Annotated in this window: 11 protein-coding genes, 1 tRNA gene and 1 rRNA gene; 12 read left to right on the forward strand and 1 reads right to left on the reverse strand. The window is 69.3% G+C overall.

The genetic code is table 11. From position 1 onward, the window contains the following. The 3 genes from rrf to P1P70_RS22005 all read left to right on the forward strand — a co-directional run. Positions 1-99 (forward strand): 5S ribosomal RNA (gene rrf, locus P1P70_RS21995); the annotation flags it as partial. A 114-nt stretch (positions 100-213) separates the two neighbouring features. Further along, a complete protein-coding gene (locus P1P70_RS22000) occupies positions 214-876 on the forward strand; it encodes a DegT/DnrJ/EryC1/StrS family aminotransferase (RefSeq protein WP_319240394.1) in 663 nt (220 codons plus the stop codon). Between the two features lie 122 nt (positions 877-998). Further along, positions 999-1,071, forward strand: a tRNA-Thr gene (locus P1P70_RS22005). 48 nt (positions 1,072-1,119) lie between these two features. On the opposite strand, the gene P1P70_RS22010 is transcribed toward P1P70_RS22005, so the two are convergent. Then, on the reverse strand, positions 1,120-3,873 hold the full coding sequence (locus P1P70_RS22010) for a SpoIIE family protein phosphatase (protein ID WP_319240381.1): 2,754 nt from the start codon (positions 3,871-3,873) through the stop codon (positions 1,120-1,122). Between the two features lie 456 nt (positions 3,874-4,329). On the opposite strand from P1P70_RS22010, the gene P1P70_RS22015 reads away from it, so the two are divergent. The 9 genes from P1P70_RS22015 (at position 4,330) to P1P70_RS22055 (ending at position 18,897) form a co-directional block, all read left to right on the forward strand. Continuing rightward, the gene (locus P1P70_RS22015; protein WP_413471516.1) at positions 4,330-9,726 is read left to right on the forward strand and encodes a HAMP domain-containing protein; all 5,397 of its coding nucleotides are present in this window, start codon (positions 4,330-4,332) and stop codon (positions 9,724-9,726) included. A 297-nt stretch (positions 9,727-10,023) separates the two neighbouring features. Next, positions 10,024-10,707, forward strand: a complete 684-nt coding sequence (locus P1P70_RS22020; protein WP_033525098.1) for a two-component system response regulator — start codon at positions 10,024-10,026, stop codon at positions 10,705-10,707. 221 nt (positions 10,708-10,928) lie between these two features. Then, positions 10,929-13,664, forward strand: a complete 2,736-nt coding sequence (locus tag P1P70_RS22025) for an FtsK/SpoIIIE family DNA translocase (protein WP_319240384.1) — start codon at positions 10,929-10,931, stop codon at positions 13,662-13,664. Between the two features lie 324 nt (positions 13,665-13,988). After that, a complete protein-coding gene (locus P1P70_RS22030) occupies positions 13,989-14,855 on the forward strand; it encodes a helix-turn-helix domain-containing protein (protein WP_319240386.1) in 867 nt (288 codons plus the stop codon). Between the two features lie 122 nt (positions 14,856-14,977). Next, entirely contained in the window at positions 14,978-16,459 is a 1,482-nt protein-coding gene (gene rimO / locus P1P70_RS22035) for a 30S ribosomal protein S12 methylthiotransferase RimO (protein WP_319240388.1), read from the forward strand. Further along, the gene (gene pgsA / locus P1P70_RS22040; protein WP_319240390.1) at positions 16,456-17,199 is read left to right on the forward strand and encodes a CDP-diacylglycerol--glycerol-3-phosphate 3-phosphatidyltransferase; all 744 of its coding nucleotides are present in this window, start codon (positions 16,456-16,458) and stop codon (positions 17,197-17,199) included. Before rimO ends, pgsA begins: the two co-directional genes overlap by 4 nt. Then, complete coding sequence (locus P1P70_RS22045) at positions 17,196-17,741, forward strand: CinA family protein (protein WP_319240392.1); 546 nt, start codon at positions 17,196-17,198, stop codon at positions 17,739-17,741. The genes pgsA and P1P70_RS22045 overlap by 4 nt, the downstream gene beginning before the upstream one ends. A gap of 109 nt (positions 17,742-17,850) precedes the next feature. Further along, the gene (locus P1P70_RS22050) at positions 17,851-18,228 is read left to right on the forward strand and encodes a helix-turn-helix domain-containing protein (RefSeq protein WP_005481441.1); all 378 of its coding nucleotides are present in this window, start codon (positions 17,851-17,853) and stop codon (positions 18,226-18,228) included. Between the two features lie 198 nt (positions 18,229-18,426). Further along, positions 18,427-18,897: a DNA starvation/stationary phase protection protein gene (locus tag P1P70_RS22055; RefSeq protein WP_319240395.1), complete on the forward strand. Its 471-nt coding sequence runs from the start codon at positions 18,427-18,429 to the stop codon at positions 18,895-18,897. Positions 18,898-19,168: the final 271 nt, after the last annotated feature.

A 19,168-nucleotide genomic window follows, 5' to 3' on the forward strand; every position in this document is an offset into this window, starting at 1 on the left:
AGGGAAACGCCCGGTTACATTCCGAACCCGGAAGCTAAGCCTTACAGCGCCGATGGTACTGCAGGGGGGACCCTGTGGGAGAGTAGGACGCCGCCGAACAATCATTGATAGAGCTGGTCCCCGAATTTCGGTTCGGGGACCAGCTCTTTTTTGTTTTGCTTTACTTGGAGTTCACGTTGCGCGACCAGGATCCGCGCCATGGGTACCGTTGGAATGCTCAGGGCCGCAGGTGTCGGCGCAGGTGACGAGGTCGTCGTGCCGGCGTTCGGAAACCCGGAGGTCGCCCAGGCGGTGAGCCTGGCCGGGGCCGTGCCGGTGTTCGCCGACATAGATCCGGTGACGTACTGCCTGGACGCCGTGGCTGTCGAGGCCGCGGTGACGTCGCGGACGGTGGCCGCGGTCGTCGTACACCGCTTCGGAAGGTCCGCCGATATCGCGGCGCTTCATCAAGTCGGCCAGCGTCATGGGCTGTTGGTGTTGGAGCAGGGCGAGTCGGAGGCGCCGTACAGCGAACTCGGGGAGCGCCGGCAGCGGGCCGCGTATCTCAGTGCCAAGCTCAAGGGCGTACGGACTCCCGAGGGCTGTGACGGGCACACCTTCCAGCAGTACGTCGTGCGGGTACCCGGGAACGGGCGGCCGGACCGGGACGCCTTCGCGCGGGCCGTGCGGGCCAAGGGAGTCGAGTGCAGTGTGCCGGTGAAGACGCCGGTGCACCGGATGCCCGCGTTCCGGCGGGATATCTGTCTGCCGGAGACCGAGCGGGCCGCCGACGAGACGCTGGCGCTGCACATCGGTGGCGAGATGTCCCGGCGGCAGTTGCAGCGGCTGGTGTCTGCCTGCAATGCGCTCGGCGGGCTGTTGCAACCGGCTTTCTAGTTCCGGTGCTTGGCACGATGAGGGCGCGTGGGTGTGGCCGGTGCGCCGGCGGTTCGAAGCATCCGCCCAACCGGGGTATGATCTATCTCGTCGCCGCGAGGGAAACCTCGAACAGGTGACTGGCCCCTATAGCTCAGTCGGCAGAGCGTCTCCATGGTAAGGAGAAGGTCAACGGTTCGATTCCGTTTGGGGGCTCAGACAAGAAAGGCCCCGCCCACTGGGCGGGGCCTTTCTTGTGCTCGCTCAGTCCTGCTGGAGGCCCGGGACGCGCATCGCCAGAATGGCCATGTCGTCGGAGGGCGCGTCCGAGGCGAAGCGCTCGACCGCACGCATGACTCGGGCCGCGACCGCGCCGGCCGTGAGGCCCGTACACGTGGTGAGGACCTCGGTGAGGCCGTCGTCGCCCAACATGCGGGTACCCTCGCGGCGTTCGGTGACGCCGTCCGTGACACAGAGGAGGACGTCCCCGGGGTCGAGGGTGACGGTCTGCTCGTACAGCTCCAGGTCCTCCATGACACCGAGCAGGGCCTGCGGTTCGGCGGCCGGCTCGACCGTGCCGTCCTGACGCAGGCGCAGCGGGAGCGGGTGGCCGGCGCAGACGACCTTCAGGACAGCGCTGCCGTCCTCCTGAGGCCACAACTCGCCGTACAGGAGCGTGAGGAAGCGGCTGCGGGCGCCCTCGTCGATGATCGCGGAGTTGAGGCGGTCCAGAACCGCCGGGCCGGAGTAGCCCTCGCGGGCGAGCAGGCGCAGGGCGTGGCGGGCGAGGCCGGTGACCGCGGCGGCCTCCGGGCCTGTGCCGCAGACGTCGCCGATGGCGAAGCCGTACGCGCCGTCACGGATGGGAAAGAGATCGTAGAAGTCGCCGCCCACCTCGTTGCCCTCGCCGGCGGCGCGGTAGATGACCTCGACCTCGACGCCGTCGATCTGCGGGAGCTCGGGTGGGAGGAGGCTGCGCTGCAGCGACTGGCTGATGGCCACGCGCTCCGAGTACAGGCGGGCGTTGTCCAGGGCCAGGGCGGCCCGGCGGGAGAGGTCCTCGGCCAGTTCCAGGATCTCCTGGCGGAAGTGCTCGTCGGTGGGCTTGCCGAGGGTCAGCATGCCGATGACGCGGTTTCGGGCCACGAGGGGGAGGACGACGGTCTCGCCGCCGACGGCCGAGGCCGTCGCCAGGGTCGTGCCGATGCCCGAGCTGACCGTGGCGGGCTCGCCGAGGCCCAGGCTGCGCATGGAGGTGCGCAGGGCCGCCTGGTGGGCGGCCTCGGCGGGGGCGGTCCAGACGCGGGCGCCCGGGGTGGGGATGGGCTCCGGCGGGCGGATCTTGGCCAGGAGGGCCTTGAGGCCGTCGATGAGGTCCTCGTCCTCGTGCAGGACGTAGGAGAGGTACGGGTCCGAGGCCTGGTCGGCGATCGTGTAGACCGCGCACCACGTCGCGAGGGTCGGGATGGTCATCTGCGCCATCAGGGCCAGCGTCTGGTCGCGGTCCAGGGTGCCCGCGAGGAGGTCGGAGGCCTCCACCAGGAAGCTGAGCGAGCCGCGGCGCAGCCGTTCCAGCTCGCCCAGGCGGGCCGACTCGACGGCCAGCGCGATGCGGTCGGCGGCGAACTGCAGGCGTAGGGCCTCCTCGTTGGAGTACCGGCCCTGCGCCTCGGCGGCGACGCCGAGGGAGCCCGTGAGGCGGCCTTCGACCTTGAGGGGGACGGTGACGACCGAGCGCATGCCCGTGCCGTTGAGGAGGGGGACGGCCCCCGGGACGGCCGTGAGGTCGTCGTGGACGGCCGGCATGCGGGCCGAGCCGTACCGGCCGGGGCCGGCCTCCACGGGGACGCGGGCGAAGCGCTGGCGGGCCGAGGGCAGGCCCGTGGAGGCCCGTACCTCCAGCTCCGTCTCGTCGTCGGTGGCCAGGAGGAGGAAGGCGGAGTCGCCGTCGAGCATGTCGCGGGCGCGTTCGACCGTGCGCTGGAGGAGGCCGTCGAGGTCGTCCGGGGCGGGGGAGCCGATGAAGACTTCGAAGGGGTCCGTCGCCTGGCCCTCGCCGGAACCGGAGCTGTCGCCGGACGGCATGCGGATCGGCGTCTGGAGCACGGCGCGCTCGTGGTCGCGTACGAGGAGGCAGACCGTGGAGGGGTCGCCGGCCGTGTCGCGGACCCGCAGGTGGGAGGCGTAGACCGGAATCACGCGGCCGTTGGCGTCGCGGATGCCGTAACTGCCCTCCCAGCGGGAGAGTTGGAGGGCCTCGGCGACGCCGGTGCTGGTGCCGGGGGTGTGCGGCCAGGCGGCGAGGTCGGTGAGGGGCTTGCCGATGACCTGGTCGGGGGCGTAGCCGAAGAGTTCCTCGGCGTCCTCGTTCCAGGCGCCGATGGCGCCCACCCGGTCGATCTGGACGACCGCGACGCGGACCCGGCCGTCGGCGAGCGGGAGCAGGTCGGCGGGGAGGGACGGGCCGGCCGAGCGGGTGCCCACCGGGCGGTCGGGGAGGTCGAGTTGGAACCACACGTGTTTGTGCGTGGACGTGTACTCGACGCCCCAGCGGGTGGCCATCGCCGCGCAGAGTTGGAGGCCGCGGCCGCCTTCGCGGTCGGGGCTGCCCATGTTGATGTGGCTGCCCTGGAGGGGGATCTCACGGTCGGGGTATCTGTCGGCGACCTCAACGCGGACGCCGTCCTCGGCGCGCAGACAGAGGACGTCGGCGGGGGTGCCGGCGTGGACGACCGCATTGGTGACGAGTTCGCTGGTGAGGACCACCGCGTCGTCGACGATGTCGGCGAAGCCCCAGCCCTGGAGGGTGTCGCGGACGAACGAGCGGGCGGTCGCGACGGATCGTGAGACGGCAGCGAAGCTGGCGGCCGCGCGCGCGGTGATCACAGAACTCCTTGTCCGGTTCTCTACGTGCTCTACGTGCGGGGGTGCGAGGACGGCCTCCTGCCGTGGCAGAGGCTGGTTCTCCGTCGGCCTGGGGTCCTGGGGGGTCTCCCCGGGATGCAGTCCGGTGGTCATGGTGAGGCCGCCCCTCCGATGCCTGCCCGCTCGTGCTCGTGCGCCACCGCCCAGGCCGGGTCGGAACCGGCGTGGCTGGACAGCCGCATGCAAGGTTACTTACCTTCGCCGTCCATGCGGATGCCGGTCGTCTGTGTTTCCGTCCGGAGGTGTGCGGACCGTGTGCGAAGCTGCCGAACTGTTATGGCCTGGTTCAGCCATGGTGAAACACTGGGCAGGCTTCCAGGAGAAGGTCGGGCGACTCCGGGTACGAAGTAGCACGAGTGGTACGAGCAGTGTGAGCAGTACGAAGCGTTCGAAAACGGCGAAGTACGTCTAGTAGGAACGGTCGACCCTTGCGGGAGGGACACAGTGGAGTCTGGCGCAGCGACGCGGGGCACTAAGACGCGCGCGAAAGGCGGACAGTCCCTGAGTGACCAGCGCAAGTCGCGCAAACCGCGCAATGGAACCACGACCGTGGACACGGCCGCCCTGAACCGGCTGCTCACGGCTCTGGAAGCGATGCGGGACGGCAACTTCCGCAAGCGGCTGACCGTCTCGGGTGACGGTGTCATGGCCGAGATCGCCGCGGTCTTCAACGAGGTGGCGGACCGGAATCTGCATCTGACCGGCGAGCTGTCGCGGGTGCGGCGGGTCGTCGGGCGTGAGGGCAAACTCACGGAGCGGCTGGAGACGGGGGCCGCCGAGGGGTCCTGGGCGGCGGCGATCGACGCGTCGAACGCCCTGGTCGACGACCTCGTGCGGCCCGTCTCCGAGGTCAGCCGGGTGCTGTCGGCTGTGGCGGACGGTGATCTGTCGCCGCGCATGGAGCTGCGGACGCAGGCGCCGGACGGGACCGGGCACCCGTTGCGCGGGGAGTTCCTGAAGGTCGGGCGCACGGTCAACAACCTGGTCGACCAGCTGTCCACGTTCACCGACGAGGTCACCCGGGTGGCCAGCGAGGTGGGCACCGAGGGCAAGCTGGGCGGACAGGCCAAGGTGCGCGGCATGTCCGGTTCGTGGAAGGACCTGACGGAGTCCGTCAACACGATGGCGTATCGCCTCACCGCTCAGGTGAGGGACATCGCGCTGGTGACGACCGCAGTCGCGAAGGGTGATCTGTCCCGGAAGGTCACGGTTCACGTGGCCGGCGAGATGCTGGAGCTGAAGGAGACCGTCAACACGATGGTCGACCAGCTCTCCGCGTTCTCCTCGGAGGTGACGCGAGTCGCCCGTGAGGTGGGTACCGAGGGGCAGCTCGGGGGGCAGGCCGAGGTGCCGGGCGTGGCCGGGGTGTGGAAGGAACTCACCGATTCGGTGAACACCATGGCCGGCAACCTCACGCTTCAGATGCGCGGGATCGCTCAGGTCACCACCGCGGTCGCCAATGGTGATCTGTCACAGAAGGTGACCGTGCCGGCGCGCGGCGAGGTCGCCAAGCTCGCTGAGACGATCAACCAGATGACCGAGACGCTGCGGATCTTCGCCGACGAGGTCACGCGCGTGGCCAACGAGGTCGGTGCCGAGGGTCGACTGGGTGGTCAGGCGCAGGTGCCGGGTGCGGCGGGAACCTGGAAAGACCTCACCGATTCCGTGAACACGGTCTTCCGGAACCTGACCATCCAGGTGCGGGACATCGCGGCGGTGACGACGGCCGTGGCCAACGGTGATCTCTCGCAGAAGGTCACCGTGGATGTCGCGGGCGAGATGCTCGAACTGAAGAACACCGTCAACGGGATGGTCGACCAGCTCTCCTACTTCGGTGCCGAAGTGACCCGGGTGGCCAATGAGGTCGGTGCCGAGGGTCGGCTGGGTGGTCAGGCGCAGGTGCCGGGCGCGGCAGGGACGTGGAAGGACCTGACGGACTCCGTCAACACGGCGTTCCGGAATCTCACCGGACAGGTGAGGAACATCGCGGCCGTGACGACGGCCGTGGCCAACGGTGATCTCTCGCAGAAGGTCACCGTCGATGTCGCGGGCGAGATGCTCGAACTGAAGAACACCGTCAACACGATGGTCGACCAGCTGTCGAGCTTCGCCGACCAGGTGACGCGGATGGCCCGGGACGTGGGTACGGAGGGCCGCCTCGGCGGTCAGGCCCGCGTCGACGGTGTGTCCGGCACCTGGAAGGAGCTCACCGACTCCGTCAACTCGATGGCCGGCAACCTCACCTCGCAGGTGCGCAACATCGCGCAGGTGACGACGGCCGTGGCGCGCGGCGACCTGTCGCAGAAGATCGACGTGGACGCGCGCGGCGAGATCCTGGAGCTGAAGAACACCATCAACACGATGGTCGACCAGCTGTCGTCCTTCGCCGACCAGGTGACCCGGGTGGCCCGGGACGTGGGCACGGAGGGCCGTCTCGGCGGTCAGGCGCAGGTGCCCGGCGTGGCCGGTGTGTGGCGCGACCTCACCGAGTCCGTGAACGGCATGGCCGGCAACCTGACCGGCCAGGTGCGCAACATCGCCCAGGTCGCCACGGCGGTGGCGCGCGGCGACCTGTCGCAGAAGATCACCGTGGACGCGCGCGGCGAGATCCTGGAGCTGAAGAACACGCTGAACACGATGGTGGACCAGCTGTCGTCGTTCGCGGAGGAGGTCACCAGGGTCGCCCGTGAGGTGGGTACGGAGGGCCAGCTCGGCGGTCAGGCCGAGGTGCAGGGCGTCTCCGGCACCTGGAAGGACCTCACGCAGTCGGTGAACTTCATGGCGAACAACCTGACCATCCAGGTGCGCCAGATCGCCGAGGTCACGACCGCGGTCGCCAAGGGCGACCTGTCGAAGAAGATCACCGTCGACGCCAAGGGCGAGATCCTCGAACTCGTCACCACCGTCAACACGATGGTCGACCAGCTGTCGTCCTTCGCCGAGCAGGTGACCCGGGTGGCCCGTGAGGTGGGCACCGAGGGCATCCTCGGCGGCCAGGCGCACGTGCCGGGCGTCACCGGCATCTGGAAGGACCTCAGCGGCAATGTGAACCTGATGGCCAAGAACCTGACCATGCAGGTGCGGAACATCTCCCAGGTCGCCGCGGCCGTCGCCAACGGCGATCTGACCCGTACGGTGACGATCGAGGCGGCCGGTGAGGTCGCGCAGCTCGCCGACACCTTCAACAGCATGGTGAAGACGCTGAGTTCGTTCGCCGACCAGGTCACCAAGGTGGCCCGTGAGGTGGGCACGGACGGCATCCTGGGCGGCCAGGCGCACGTACCGGGTGTGGCGGGCACGTGGAAGGACCTCACCGAGTCGGTGAACTCGATGGCGTCCAACCTCACCGGGCAGGTCCGCAACATCGCGATGGTCACGACCGCCATCGCCAAGGGCGACCTGACCAAGAAGATCGACATCGACGCGCGCGGCGAGATCCTGGAGCTGAAGACGACCATCAACACGATGGTCGACCAGCTGTCGTCGTTCGCGGAGGAGGTCACCCGGGTCGCCCGCGAGGTGGGCACCGAGGGCCAGCTGGGCGGTCTCGCGCGCGTGCGTGACGTCGACGGCACCTGGCGGGACCTCACCGAGTCGGTGAACGAGATGGCCGGGAACCTGACCCGGCAGGTGCGTGCCATCGCGCGCGTGGCCACCGCGGTGACCCGGGGCGACCTGAACCTCAAGATCGACGTCGACGCGTCCGGTGAGATCAAGGAGCTGCAGGACTACATCAACAAGATGATCGCCAACCTGCGCGACACCACGATCGCCAACCAGGAGCAGGACTGGCTCAAGGGCAACCTCGCCCGGATCTCCGCCCTGATGCAGGGCCGCCGGGATCTCGACGACGTGGCCTCGCTGATCATGAGCGAGCTGACGCCGGTGGTGTCCGCGCAGCACGGCGCGTTCTTCCTCGCGCTGCCGTTCCTCGACGGCAAGGACCTGGCCCCGGACAACGACGACCAGTACGAGCTGCGCATGCTCGGCTCGTACGGCTATTCGATGGGCTCCATGCCGACGTCGTTCCGCCCGGGCGAGGCGCTGGTCGGGACGGCGGCCAAGGAGAAGCGCACGATCCTGGTGGAGAACGCGCCGAGCGGTTACCTGAAGATCTCCTCCGGGCTCGGCGAGGCGCCCCCGGCGCAGGTCATCGTGTTGCCGGTGCTCTTCGAGGGGACCGTGCTGGGCGTGATCGAGTTGGCGTCGTTCACGCCGTTCACCCAGATCCAGAAGGACTTCCTGAGCCAGATCGCGGAGATGATCGCGACGAGCGTCAACACCATCTCCGTCAACACCAAGACCGAGGTGCTGCTGAAGCAGTCGCAGGAGCTGACCGAGCAACTGCGTGAGCGGTCCGACGAGTTGGAGAACCGGCAGAAGGCCCTCCAGGCGTCCAACGCCGAACTGGAGGAGAAGGCCGAGCTGCTGGCCCGGCAGAACCGCGACATCGAGGTGAAGAACACCGAGATCGAGGAGGCGCGGCAGGTCCTGGAGGAGCGTGCCGAGCAGCTCGCGGTGTCCATGCGCTACAAGAGCGAGTTCCTCGCGAACATGTCGCACGAGCTGCGCACGCCGCTGAACTCGCTGCTGATCCTCGCCAAGCTGCTCGCCGACAACGCCGAGTCGAACCTGACGCCCAAGCAGGTCGAGTTCGCCGAGACGATCCACGGGGCGGGCTCGGACCTGCTCCAGCTCATCAACGACATCCTGGACCTGTCCAAGGTCGAGGCGGGCAAGATGGACGTCTCACCGACCCGGATCGCCCTCGTCCAGCTCGTCGACTACGTGGAGGCCACCTTCCGGCCGCTGACCGCGGAGAAGGGCCTCGACTTCTCCGTACGGGTCTCGCCGGAGCTGCCCGCCACACTGCACACGGACGAACAGCGCCTGTTGCAGGTGCTGCGGAACCTGCTGTCCAACGCGGTGAAGTTCACCGACTCCGGGGCCGTGGAGCTGGTCATCCGGCCGGCTGGCGCGGATGTGCCGGTGGCCATCCGGGAGCAGCTGCTGGAGGCGGGCTCACTGCGGGACGCGGACGCCGACATGATCGCGTTCTCGGTGACGGACACGGGTATCGGGATCGCGGCCAGCAAGATGCGCGTCATCTTCGAGGCGTTCAAGCAGGCGGACGGCACCACGAGCCGCAAGTACGGCGGTACGGGGCTGGGGTTGTCCATCTCGCGGGAGATCGCGCGTCTGCTGGGCGGCGAGATCCACGCGCAGAGCGAGCCGGGACGCGGTTCCACCTTCACCCTGTATCTGCCGCTGCACCCGAGCGAACTGCCCCCGCAGGGCTACGCGCACAACGCGTCCGCCGCGCTGGAGGCGGGGGAGCTGCTGGAGTCCGAGGACGAGCTGGCCGAGCGCAGGGAGACGCCGGCCGAGGTGAGGTCGTACCGCGAGACCCAGAACGGGGCCGCCGCGCTCTTCAGGCGGCGGCGCCGGTCCGTGTCGGCCGGTTCCCCGCCCGCCTCGCTCGCGCAGGGCAACGGGCAGGCGCAGGAGCACTGGGCGCAGCAGGCCGCTCAGGAGGCGGCGTCGCAGGCGCGCCGGACGACCGCCCGGTTCGACGGCGAGAAGGTGCTCATCGTCGACGACGACATCCGTAACGTCTTCGCGCTCACCAGTGTCCTGGAGCAGCACGGCCTGTCCGTGCTGTACGCCGAGAACGGCCGTGAGGGCATCGAGGTCCTGGAACAGCACGACGACGTGACGGTCGTGCTGATGGACATCATGATGCCCGAGATGGACGGGTACGCGACGACCACGGCGATCCGCCGGATGCCCCAGTTCGCCGGGCTGCCGATCATCGCGCTGACGGCGAAGGCGATGAAGGGCGACCGGGAGAAGGCGATCGACTCGGGAGCCTCCGACTATGTGACGAAGCCGGTCGATCCGGATCATCTCCTGGCGGTGATGGAGCAGTGGATGCGGAGTGAGTGACAGGTGGGGCGGCGCGTGGTCACAACCCGTCGGGGGGCGCACGGAGTTGCTGACTGAGTGTGGCCGGGGCCGTGTAGAAACGCGGGATTCGGGGAACCTTCTGGTCCCCGCTTGCGTTTCTGCTACGAGCACAGTGACATCACGGTGACAGGGTGTGGCGACGGGCGGGGTGCGGCTACGATGACCGGCACAAGGACGGGTGGCGCGAGGGAGTCGTCCCCTGGGGTGACGCCGAGCGGTGTCACGTCGAGTCCTGCGGACAGGGGAGGCCCCAAGCCGGGGCGAGGAGGGCGGGCCATGGTGCAGAAGGCCAAGATCCTCCTGGTCGATGACCGGCCGGAGAATCTGTTGGCGCTGGAGGCCATCCTCTCCGCGCTCGATCAGACACTGGTGCGGGCATCGTCCGGGGAGGAAGCGCTCAAGGCGCTGCTGACGGACGACTTCGCGGTCATTCTGCTGGACGTCCAGATGCCGGGCATGGACGGTTTCGAGACGGCCGCGCACATCAAGCGGCGCGAACGGACCCGGGACATCCCGATCATTTTCCTGACCGCCATCAACCACGGGCCGCATCACACGTTCCGTGGGTACGCGGCGGGTGCGGTCGACTACATCTCGAAGCCGTTCGACCCGTGGGTGCTGCGTGCCAAGGTCTCGGTCTTCGTCGAGCTGTACATGAAGAACTGCCAGCTCAGGGAGCAGGCGGCGCTGCTGCGGCTCCAGTTGGAGGGCGGTGGCAAGGGTGCGGCGGGCGGTTCCAAGGAGCCCTCCGGCGGCATCCTCGCCGAACTCTCCGCGCGGCTCGCGGCAGTGGAGGAGCAGGCGGAGGCGCTCTCCAAACAGCTCGACGACGACTCCGCGGACGCCGCGGCGGTGGCCACCGCGGCCCATCTCGAACGCAAACTCACCGGCCTGCGCAGGGCGCTGGACGCGTTGGAGCCGGGTACGGGCGGGCCTTCACCGATGCCGTCGCAGAACTGAGCACAGGTTCGGAGAGCGGGCCCGGTCACACAAGTGGCCCGGGCCCGCCCTTCGTTGCGGCCTGTGCCTGTGCCTGTGCCTGTGCCTGTATCGGTGTCGTGACTGGTGCCCTTGATGGCTTGTCAGGTCGTGTCAGCTTCACGGAGGCTCCCGCGCGACACGAACGGGTGAAGCAGTAGGCACACGTGTCGGCCGTGGCCTCCACCGGTAACCTCACACCCATGGCCTCACGTCAGTCCGCAGCGAAGAAGCCGCCCGCGAAGAAGGCGGCCGCTCCGACGAAGGCTCCGGCGAAGAAGGCCCCCGCGAAGAAAGCCGCCGCCAAGAAGGCACCTGCCAAGAAGGCGACGGCGAAGAAGACGGCCCCTCCGAAGCCGGCGCCCAATCCGACCGGAGGCGTGTACCGACTCGTACGCGCCGTCTGGCTCGGCGCCGCGCACTCCGTCGGCGCCGTCTTCCGCGGCATAGGGCAGGGCGCGCGGAATCTCGATCCGGCGCACCGCAAGGACGGTGTCGCGCTGCTGCTGCTCGCGCTCTCCCTGATCGTCGCCGCCGGTACCTGGTCGAATCTGCGCGGCCCGGTCGGCGATCTCGTAGAGATGCTGGTCACCGGCGCCTTCGGCCGGCTGGACCTGCTGGTGCCGATACTGCTCGCGGTCATCGCCGTGCGGTTCATCCGGCACCCCGAGAAGCCCGAGGCCAACGGCCGGATCGTCATCGGCCTGTCCGCGCTCGTCATCGGCATCCTCGGGCAGGTCCACATCGCCTGCGGCTCGCCCGCGCGCAGCGTCGGCATGCAGGCGATAAGGGACGCCGGAGGACTCATCGGCTGGGGCACGGCCACCCCGTTGACGTACACCATGGGCGAGGCCCTCGCTGTGGCGATGCTCGTGCTGCTCACGGTCTTCGGGCTGCTCGTCGTGACCGCGACGCCGGTCAACGCGATCCCGCAACGACTGCGGCTGCTCGGCCAGAAGCTCGGCATCATCGCGGACGACGAGGACGACGACGAGTTCGCCGAGGACGACGCGCGCTACGAGGAGCAGTGGCGCGACGCCCTGCCAGCGCGCTCCCGCCGCCGCGGCTCCACGCCCGAGCCGTACGACCCCGACGGCGCCGAGCAGGAGGCCCTCACGCGGCGCCGCCCGAGGCGCTCCGCCGTACGGCAGCCCGACCCGGACCGGCCGATGGACGCCGTGGACGTCGCCGCGGCGGCCGCCGCCGCGCTCGACGGGGCCGTGCTGCACGGCATGCCGCCCTCGCCGGTGGTCGCCGACCTCACCCAGGGCGTCACCGCGGGGGACCGGGAGGAGACCACTCCCGTACCGGCCGCGCGCAGCAAGCCGACCCAGCAGGAGCCCACGGCCGTCAAGCCGCCCAAGGGGGCCAGGCAGGACGCCCTGGTGCCGGACCTGACCAAGAAGGCGCCGGACGAGCCCCGCGAGCTGCCGGCGCGTGCCGAACAGCTCCAGCTCTCCGGCGACATCACCTACTCCCTGCCCTCGCTCGACCTCCTGGAGCGGGGCGGCCCGGGCAAGACGCGCAGCGCCGCCAACGACGCCATAGTGGCCTCCCTGTCGAACGTGTTCTCCGAGTTCAAGGTCGACGCCTCGGTCACCGGCTTCACCCGCGGGCCGACGGTCACCCGCTACGAGGTCGAGCTGGGCCCCGCGGTCAAGGTCGAGCGGATCACCGCGCTCACCAAGAACATCGCCTACGCCGTCGCCAGCCCGGACGTACGGATCATCAGCCCGATCCCCGGCAAGTCGGCCGTCGGCATCGAGATCCCCAACACCGACCGCGAGATGGTCAACCTCGGTGACGTCCTGCGACTCGCGGACGCGGCCGAGGACGACCATCCGATGCTGGTCGCGCTCGGCAAGGACGTCGAGGGCGGCTATGTGATGGCCAATCTGGCGAAGATGCCGCACGTGCTCGTCGCGGGTGCGACCGGCTCCGGTAAATCCTCGTGCATCAACTGCCTGATCACCTCGGTCATGGTCCGCGCGACCCCCGAGGACGTCCGCATGGTCCTCGTCGACCCCAAGCGCGTCGAGCTGACGGCCTACGAGGGCATCCCGCACCTCATCACGCCGATCATCACCAACCCCAAGCGGGCTGCCGAGGCGCTCCAGTGGGTCGTGCGTGAGATGGACCTGCGCTACGACGACCTGGCCGCCTTCGGCTACCGGCACATCGACGACTTCAACGAGGCCATCAGGAACGGCAAGGTGAAGCTGCCCGAGGGCAGTGAGCGCGAGCTGTCGCCGTACCCGTACCTGCTGGTCATCGTGGACGAGCTGGCCGACCTGATGATGGTGGCGCCGAGGGATGTCGAGGACGCCATCGTCCGCATCACGCAACTCGCGCGCGCGGCCGGCATCCACCTCGTGCTGGCCACCCAGCGGCCGTCGGTGGACGTCGTCACCGGTCTGATCAAGGCGAACGTGCCCTCACGGCTCGCCTTCGCGACCTCCTCCCTCGCCGACTCGCGCGTCATCCTCGACCAGCCCGGCGCCGAGAAGCTGATCGGCAAGGGCGACGGGCTCTTCCTGCCGATGGGGGCGAACAAGCCGACCCGTATGCAGGGCGCGTTCGTGACCGAGGACGAGGTCGCCGCGATCGTCCAGCACTGCAAGGACCAGATGGCGCCCGTCTTCAGAGACGACGTCACCGTGGGCACCAAGCAGAAGAAGGAGATCGACGAGGAGATCGGCGACGACCTCGACCTGCTGTGCCAGGCGGCCGAACTGGTCGTCTCCACGCAGTTCGGCTCGACCTCCATGCTCCAGCGCAAGCTGCGCGTCGGCTTCGCCAAGGCCGGGCGGCTGATGGACCTCATGGAGTCCCGGGGTGTCGTCGGACCGAGCGAGGGCTCCAAGGCTCGTGACGTTCTTGTGAAACCCGATGAGCTGGACGGCGTGCTCGCGGTGATCCGGGGGGAGACTGACGCGTAAGGGCCGCAGCGGGTATCGCGGAGGGGCGCGACAGGGGCGCACGGCAGGAGAAAACCGGTTGTCCGGCGGGCGGAACACGGATGCGATTACGGCATCCGGGTATTCGAACGTGACTCACCCGTAAGGAAATGGTGAGCAACCGTTTCCCTTCGTCGTACGTCAAGTTGGACGAGGGGACAGCCCCGTGCCCCACCCTCACCACCAGCAGGATGACCGGCCATTCTGATGGCGTACAAAGTCCCACCGCCCGGTTGCCCCACCCTTTCGTACCCCCCCTAGACTGAACCTCCAGCACAGGTGGCTACACGCTCGAAAGGCGCCCCCGTGTCCATCGGCAACTCCCCTGACGGCAACTTCCCCGAAGACGAGCGTCCGTTCGAAGACGACCGCGACGAACGCTCGGCGGAACGCCCCTCGATCGGCCGTGCCCTCCAGCAGGCCCGCATCGCGGCCGGGCTGACCGTCGACGACGTCAGCAACGCCACCCGGGTCCGCATCGCCATCGTGCACGCGATCGAGCAGGACGACTTCGCCCCCTGCGGTGGCGACGTCTACGCGCGCGGTCACATCCGCACCCTCGCGCGGGCGGTGCGCATCGACCCCGCCCCGCTCCTCGAACAGTTCGCGGAGGCACACGGCGGGCGGCCCGCGCCGACCCCTGCGGCCCCGCTGTTCGAGGCGGAGCGGATCCGTCCCGAGCGACGCGGCCCCAACTGGACCGCCGCCATGGTCGCCGCGATCGTCGCGGTGATCGGCTTCGTCGGCTTCACCGCGTTCAACGGCGGAGACGACGACCGCGACACCACACAGGTCGCCGAGGGCTCCACACCGACCACCGGAAAGTCCCCCTCGCCGACGCCCAAGGCCGACAAGCCCGACGCCGACCCGAAGCCCGACCCGACCGACAGCGCCATCGCGGCCGCGCCCCGTGACAAGGTGACCGTGCAGGTCAGCGCCTCCGACGGCCGCAGCTGGATCTCCGCCAAGGACCACAACGGGCGGTTCCTGTGGGACGGCCTCCTCAAGCAGGGCCAGTCCAAGACCTTCCAGGACAGCTCCAGGATCGACCTCGTCCTCGGTGACGCCGGAGCCGTCCAGCTCTACGTCAACGGCAAGAAGATCAAGGACGACTTCCAGCCCGGCCAGGTCGAACGACTGACGTACACGAAGGGCGACCCCGAGGTCGGCTGAGCCGTCCGCGCGTCCGGGGCGGACGCACGGACGAGTCAAAGGGAAACGCGAGCACGGGGTTGGCCATGATCGGCCAACCCCGTCGACGTGGGCTGTCACTGGGACGAAGTAGTCTTGAGCCCATGCCTGAACGCCGTACCGTCGCACTCGTCACTCTTGGCTGCGCCCGTAACGAGGTGGACTCGGAGGAGCTCGCAGGCCGCTTGGAGGCGGACGGCTGGGAGCTCGTCGAGGACGCCGAGGAAGCGGACGTCGCGGTCGTCAACACCTGTGGCTTCGTCGAGGCCGCCAAGAAGGACTCCGTCGACGCCCTCCTGGAGGCCAACGACCTCAAGGGACACGGCAGAACCCAGGCCGTCGTGGCGGTCGGCTGCATGGCCGAGCGGTACGGCAAGGAACTGGCCGAGGCGCTGCCCGAGGCCGACGGCGTGCTCGGCTTCGACGACTACGCGGACATCTCCGACCGTCTCCAGACCATCCTGAACGGCGGCATCCACGCCTCGCACACCCCGCGCGACCGGCGCAAGCTGCTGCCGATCAGCCCGGCCCAGCGGCAGGAGTCCGCGGCCGAGGTCGCGCTTCCGGGGCACGCCCCCGTCGATCTTCCGGAAGGCCTCGCTCCGGCTTCGGGGCCGCGGTCCCCGCTGCGCCGCCGACTGGACGGCTCACCCGTCGCCTCCGTGAAGCTCGCCTCCGGCTGCGACCGCCGCTGCTCCTTCTGCGCCATCCCCTCCTTCCGCGGCTCCTTCATCTCGCGCCGCCCCTCGGACGTGCTGAACGAGACGCGCTGGCTGGCCGAGCAGGGCGTCAAGGAGGTCATGCTGGTCTCCGAGAACAACACCTCGTACGGCAAGGACCTGGGCGACATCAGGCTGCTGGAGTCCCTGCTGCCCGAGCTCGCCGAGGTCGACGGCATCGAGCGGGTGCGCGTCAGCTACCTTCAGCCCGCCGAGATGCGCCCCGGCCTCATCGACGTGCTCACCTCCACGCCCAAGGTCGTGCCCTACTTCGACCTCTCCTTCCAGCACTCCGCCCCCGCGGTGCTGCGCTCGATGCGCCGCTTCGGCGACACCGACCGGTTCCTGGAACTGCTGGACACCATCCGCGGCAAGGCCCCCGAGGCCGGCGTCCGGTCCAACTTCATCGTGGGTTTCCCCGGTGAGAGCGAGGAGGACCTCGCGGAGCTGGAGCGGTTCCTGAACGGCGCGAGACTGGACGCCATCGGTGTCTTCGGGTACTCCGACGAGGAGGGCACCGAAGCGGCGACCTACGAGAACAAGCTGCCCGAGGACGTCGTGGCCGAGCGGCTCGCGCGCATCTCACGGCTGGCCGAGGAACTGGTCTCGCAGCGCGCCGAGGAGCGCGTCGGGCAGACCGTGCGCGTCCTGGTGGAGTCGGTCGAGGGCGACGAGGGTGCGTACGGCCGTGCCGCGCACCAGGCGCCCGAGACGGACGGCCAGGTGCTGTTCACGAACGGCGAGGAGCTGAGCGTCGGCCTTATGGTCGAGGCGAAGGTGGTCGGCACCGAAGGCGTCGACCTGGTGGCCGAGGTGCTTCCGGGCTCGCTCGCCTCCCCCACGTGTACCGAGGAGGCGGCCAGATGACGGGAGTCCCGGCATCCGCGGCGGGCGGCACCTCCGGCGCCAAGAGCGCGGCGAGCGCCTCCGGCGTTCCCGGCGCCCCGAGCGCCGCCGCCAGCGATGCCGGGGAGGCGCGACCCGTCCGTGGCGGGAAGCTGGGAGCTGCCGCCGTCAACCAGGCCAGCCTCTGGAACATCGCGAACATCCTGACCATGGTCCGCCTGGTCCTCGTGCCGGGCTTCGTCGTGCTGATGCTCATGGACGGCGGATACGACCCGGTCTGGCGGGCCTGGGCGTGGGCCGCCTTCGCCGTCGCCATGATCACCGATGTCTTCGACGGTCATCTGGCCCGGACGTACGACCTCGTCACCGACTTCGGGAAGATCGCCGACCCCATCGCCGACAAGGCGATCATGGGCGCCGCCCTGATCTGTCTGTCCTACCTCGGTGATCTGCCGTGGTGGGTGACCGGCGTCATCCTCGGCCGTGAGCTCGGCATCACTCTGCTGCGCTTCGTCGTCATCCGGTACGGAGTCATCCCGGCGAGCCGCGGCGGCAAGCTGAAGACCCTGACCCAGGGCATCGCCGTCGGGATGTACGTGCTGGCGCTGGAGGGGCCCCTGGCCACCCTGAGGTGGTGGGTGATGGCCGCGGCGGTCATTCTGACCGTGGTGACCGGACTCGACTATGTGAGACAGGCCATTGTGCTGCGCCGGCGCGGAACCGCCGAGCGCGAAGCCGCGGCGGAGGGAGCGGAACGGTGACTTCCACGGCCGCCGAAGTGCTGCGACTACTGAGCGTGAGGGGAGAGACGCTCGCCGTCGCGGAGTCGCTGACCGGTGGTCTGGTCGCCGCCGCGCTCACCGCGGCCCCCGGGTCCTCCCAGGCCTTCCGGGGCTCCGTCACCGCGTACGCCACGGAGCTGAAGCACCAGTTGCTCGATGTCGATGCCACCCTGCTGGACCAGCGCGGGGCGGTGGATCCGCAGGTCGCGGCCCAGATGGCGGAGGGCGTCCGCAAAGCCCTCGGCGCCGACTGGGGGATTTCGACCACCGGTGTCGCGGGCCCCGAGCCGCAGGACGGCCGGCCCGTCGGCACGGTCTATGTCGCCGTCGCGGGACCTTCCGCAGCCGAATCCGACGTATCAGGTGGCGGGAAAGTGTCGTCGTTGCGGTTGAACGGCGGCCGGGCGGAAATCCGTATGGAGAGTGTACGGAGCGTACTCGCACTGCTCCTCGAGGAGCTCGCGGGCGAACAGACCGGGAATGAGCGGGCACAGGATACGGAACAGAACGGGGGGACTTGATGTTTACAGCCCTGAGTGAACACAACAGCGCTCCCCGCACGGCCGCAGCGCAAGGCGGTACGGTGGGGCGTGAAGGATGCGGCTACGCGGTCCGAGGAGGGAGCCACCGATGATTCTGCTCCGTCGCCTGCTGGGTGACGTGCTGCGTCGGCAGCGCCAGCGCCAGGGCCGTACTCTGCGCGAAGTCTCCTCGTCCGCCCGAGTCTCACTCGGCTATCTCTCCGAGGTGGAGCGGGGGCAGAAGGAGGCTTCCTCCGAGCTGCTCTCCGCCATTTGCGACGCGCTGGACGTACGGATGTCCGAGCTCATGCGGGAAGTGAGCGACGAGCTCGCCCTTGCCGAGCTGGCCCAGTCCGCAGCGGCCACCGAGCCGGTGCCAGCACCAGTGCGTCGACCGATGCTCAACTCCGTCTCGGTGGCCGGTGTGCCGCCGGAGCGGGTCACGATCAAGGCGCCGGCCGAAGCGGTGGACGTCGTCGCGGCGTGATCTGTCGCGACCGGGTGCATGAGCACCGGCGCATGCCGGTGAAGCGGTAGAACGAAGCGGGAGCCCCGGTCGGGGGCCGCCAGGGAGACCTGGGGGTGCCGACCGGGGCTTTTGTGTTGCCTGGGGCTCCCGTTTGCCGGGGTGGCGGTGTGCGGTCATGGTGGTCGTACGGTCGTCTCAAGAATCCGGAGCGTGCTGATGTACGTGGTGAAGAGCCCGCTGTCCGAGGCCGATCTCAAGACCGTCTCCGAGGCGTTGCAAGGTGCCCTGGTCGATCTTGTCGACCTCTCCCTGGTGGCCAAGCAGATCCACTGGAACGTCGTCGGGCCGCGTTTCCGCTCGGTCCACCTCCAGCTCGACGAGGTCGTGGACACCGCCCGGCTGCACTCCGACACCGTCGCCGAACGCGCCTCCACCCTCGGGGTCTCACCGGACGGGCGGGCCGGGACGGTCGCCGGGAGCAGCGGGATCGGCCGGGTGCCGGACGGCTGGGTCAAGGACGCGGACGCGGTCGGGACCCTCGTGGAGGCGCTCGGCGCGGTGATCACCCGGATGCGGACGCGGGTCGAGAGCACCGCGGAGGCGGATCCGGTGAGCCAGGACATCTTCATCGGGATCACGGCGGATCTCGAGAAGCATCATTGGATGTTCCAGGCGGAGAACGGGTAGCGCGTGGAGTTCCGAGCGGCGAGGTGGGGGCAGCGCGCGGGTGACCGGTGGGGGCGTGAGGACGGCGGTGAGTGGCTGCGGGGCGCACCGGGCGCCCCGGTGGCGCGGTCCGTGTGAGGGGGCCGTGCGTCCCTGTGCCGGTGGTGCGCCCTCTCCGGCCGTGACGAGGGCCGTCTAGCGTCGTTCTGGGGGCCCGAAGGCCTTGGAGGTGGCGGCCATGCGAATAGCTCGCTGGGGGGCGGCTCTGGGGCTCGGTGCGCTGTGGTGGTGG

The sequence above is a fragment of the Streptomyces sp. MB09-02B genome (assembly GCF_033794485.1).
In the GTDB taxonomy this organism is placed as follows: domain Bacteria; phylum Actinomycetota; class Actinomycetes; order Streptomycetales; family Streptomycetaceae; genus Streptomyces.

Bases quoted from the DNA above. Each gene is read 5' to 3' on its own strand.
- P1P70_RS22000 (WP_319240394.1), top strand. From the start codon at position 214: ATGCTCAGGGCCGCAGGTGTCGGCGCAGGTGACGAGGTCGTCGTGCCG.
- P1P70_RS22010 (WP_319240381.1), bottom strand. From the start codon at position 3,873: ATGACCACCGGACTGCATCCCGGGGAGACCCCCCAGGACCCCAGGCCG.
- P1P70_RS22020 (WP_033525098.1), top strand. From the start codon at position 10,024: ATGGTGCAGAAGGCCAAGATCCTCCTGGTCGATGACCGGCCGGAGAAT.
- P1P70_RS22025 (WP_319240384.1), top strand. From the start codon at position 10,929: ATGGCCTCACGTCAGTCCGCAGCGAAGAAGCCGCCCGCGAAGAAGGCG.
- rimO (WP_319240388.1), top strand. From the start codon at position 14,978: ATGCCTGAACGCCGTACCGTCGCACTCGTCACTCTTGGCTGCGCCCGT.
- pgsA (WP_319240390.1), top strand. From the start codon at position 16,456: ATGACGGGAGTCCCGGCATCCGCGGCGGGCGGCACCTCCGGCGCCAAG.
- P1P70_RS22050 (WP_005481441.1), top strand. From the start codon at position 17,851: ATGATTCTGCTCCGTCGCCTGCTGGGTGACGTGCTGCGTCGGCAGCGC.
- P1P70_RS22055 (WP_319240395.1), top strand. From the start codon at position 18,427: ATGTACGTGGTGAAGAGCCCGCTGTCCGAGGCCGATCTCAAGACCGTC.